2 protein-coding genes and 1 pseudogene are annotated in these 2,105 nt (G+C 61.2%); 1 reads left to right on the top strand and 2 read right to left on the bottom strand.

Going from position 1 to position 2,105, the window contains the following annotated elements:
• Positions 1-244: Na+/H+ antiporter NhaC family protein (locus tag A3754_RS17710; protein ID WP_304439843.1), on the top strand; the 244-nt coding region annotated here is incomplete at its 5' end.
• Here A3754_RS17710 and A3754_RS17705 read toward each other — a convergent pair.
• Positions 231-1,220, bottom strand: coding sequence for a Solitary outer membrane autotransporter beta-barrel domain (locus A3754_RS17705; RefSeq protein WP_063520759.1), 990 nt, complete (start codon positions 1,218-1,220; stop codon positions 231-233). The two genes, A3754_RS17710 and A3754_RS17705, sit on opposite strands and share 14 nt — an antisense overlap.
• A gap of 179 nt (positions 1,221-1,399) precedes the next feature.
• Positions 1,400-2,105, bottom strand: a pseudogene (locus tag A3754_RS17700) (diaminopimelate decarboxylase); the annotation flags it as partial.

The raw sequence follows: 2,105 nt of genomic DNA, 5'->3' as shown, positions 1-2,105 counted from the left end.
AGGGCTGGCCCCGGTAAACCTGTCCCGTGCGCTGGAAGATGGCGGCACCATCACCAGCCCGCTGATCCCCTGGAATACCTGTGGAGCCTACATGCAGTCGGTGCTGCTGGTGCCGGTGACCGATTACCTTTTCTATGCGTTCTTCAACCTGATCAACCCGGTGCTGGCGCTAGCCTATGCCTGGCTGGGCATCAAGGTACTGCGGTTGACCCCGCCGCAAGCAGTGGCCACTACTCCTCGTTGAACAACAGCACCAGGGTGCCGCCGCGCAGCACGCTGCCATAGTTCAGGTTGATGCCGATGCCCACGTTGTCCACGAAAGGGATTCCCCTTTTTCGCAGGTCCAGTAACCAGCCAACCCCGGCTTCGTAGTAATAGTGGTTACCCAGCGGACCATCCAGATCGCCGCCCAGATCATACCGTGAGGCCTGCAGCCAGACATTCTGGCCGGGCAGTATGCGGGTGACAAAGGGGTGGCGCCAGCGGACGCCGTTGGCCCAATACCAGGCTTCCGGTTGCACATCGTGGGCGGATTCTCCGGTGTTATAGGTGCGCCCATGCATGTAGTGAAAATCACTGATCAGCTTCAGTTCTGCGCCGCGCCCGTCGACAAACCAGGTGGCACGAACATGGGGTTCGGCCTGCCAGGCATTGGCGCGATAGTTGGTTATCAGCCCATCGGCCAGCGGTGCCAGGGCCTGGGATTCCGGGGTGTTGAAATCCGTGTCATTGCGGTAGCGCTGCCAGAGCAGGTTCATGCCTGCGGCCAGGCCGACATGATCATTCATCCGGTGACGGACTTCCCCACCCATGGACAGTGTGGTCACTGAGCCGTCGATCCTGTCCTCCACGCGTTGGTCGGGGCTGACCAGTCGGGTCTCCTGTTGCTGGCCGAGGTAAGCGGCCTTCACGCCAAGCACCAGGGTATTGCTGTCTTCCCCCAGTGGCCTGCTCCAGGTGTAGGGGATGGACAGGGTGGTAAGGCGCTGGCGAAGTTCCTGGGCTTCCAGTGAACCCAGGTTTTCATCCTCGAAACCGATGTAGTTGTTGGGATCGAAATCCCAGAAGCCGAAGCGTACGGCATTGCCGCCGGTGAGAAGGGCGGCGGTGACATAGTTTTCTGCCAGGCTCAGACGGACGGCCTGGTCCAGTGGCGTGGCCGCTTGGGACGGTGCGGTAAAAACCGCGAGAACAAAAAGCAGGAGCGCGTGTCGGGCCATGACCGTTTCAGGTTGCCACTTTGGATCTAGTTAACCACAAAATTCGCTCCCACAGGTGAGCTTCGCGGCGGCAGAAAAAAGCCGCCCCGACATTCGTCTGGCGCGGCTTTTTGTGTTCACTCTATCTCCCAGCCGCTTTCGCGTTGTTGCCCCAAGCGTGTTGCGCGCAGCGTCTCTCGTTACGGCAGCAGCGACTCCAGCTTGAGCTGTTCGTCATAGGTTTCCCGCTGACGCACCACAAAGGCCTGGTCGCCATCCACCATGATCTCGGCGGGGCGGTTGCGGCTGTTGTAGTTGCTGGCCATGGCGAAGCCGTAAGCGCCGGCGCTGCGCACGGCCAGCAGGTCGCCGGTTTCCAGGGACAGGGCGCGGTCCTTGCCGAGGAAGTCGCCGGTTTCGCACACCGGGCCGACGATATCCCAGTTACGGCAATCGGCGTCATGGGGTTTCACCGGCACGATATTTTGCCAAGCGGAATACAGGCTCGGGCGAATCAGGTCGTTCATGGCGCCGTCGACGATGGCGAAGTTCTTGTGCTCGGTGGGCTTGAGGAACAACACCTGGGTAATGAACAGGCCGGCGTTGGCGGCAATGGAGCGGCCCGGTTCGATATGTACGGGCAGCTCGCCGGGGATGTGCTTGAGCAGGGCCTGCACATAAGCCGCACGGTCCGGTGGCGTTTCATCGTCGTAGGTGACGCCCAGGCCACCGCCCAGATCCAGGTGATGGATTTCGATGCCATGCTCCTGCAGCTGGGCAAGCAGTTTCAGCACCCGGTCCAGTGCATCTTCAAAGGGCGCAAGCTTGGTCAGCTGGCTGCCGATGTGGCAGTCGATGCCGAGGATGCGGATGTGCGGCATCTCGTGGGCGCGCTGATACAGGGCC

This window comes from Alcanivorax sp. HI0083 (assembly GCF_001635175.1).
This window is presented reverse-complemented; position numbering and strand designations above follow the sequence as displayed.

Excerpts from the sequence above, each read along its gene's own strand:
- A3754_RS17705 (WP_063520759.1), bottom strand. The coding sequence starts at position 1,220 with ATGGCCCGACACGCGCTCCTGCTTTTTGTTCTCGCGGTTTTTACCGCA.